Raw genomic sequence first — 386 nt, forward strand, 5'->3', positions numbered from 1 at the left:
AAGCATTCCTTACTTCCACTGCCGAAAATCCTTCTATTTTATTAATAGATGAAATAGATAAAGCCGATATTGATTTTCCGAACGACCTGCTGCTGGAACTGGACGAAGGCCGCTTTACCATCCCCGCCTCTGAAACAGGAGAACTCATTGAAGCTGACTGCCCACCCATCATTTTTATTACCAGCAATGATGAGCGGGAATTACCGGAAGCTTTTCTACGCCGGTGTTTATTTATGTATGTAAAATTTCCGGAAGACATGCTCACGGAGATCATCAGAGCGCATATGCCCGACCTGGTGGGCGAACATCCTGACTTCGTGGCAAGCGCCATTGCCCGTTTCATGGAACTGCGCAAGGCAATTGATGCCGACCCTGCAGATAATAAG

The 386-nt window shown here is 46.9% G+C and carries 1 protein-coding gene; it reads left to right on the forward strand.

Going from position 1 to position 386, the window contains the following annotated elements; all coding sequences use genetic code 11:
• Window positions 1-386 (forward strand): MoxR family ATPase (locus I6F37_RS44460; RefSeq protein ID WP_225155052.1); only part of this gene is annotated, 386 nt, incomplete at both ends.

Origin of the sequence: Bradyrhizobium sp. NBAIM08 (assembly GCF_020193935.1) — a bacterium.
GTDB classification, from domain to species: domain Bacteria; phylum Pseudomonadota; class Alphaproteobacteria; order Rhizobiales; family Xanthobacteraceae; genus Bradyrhizobium; species Bradyrhizobium yuanmingense.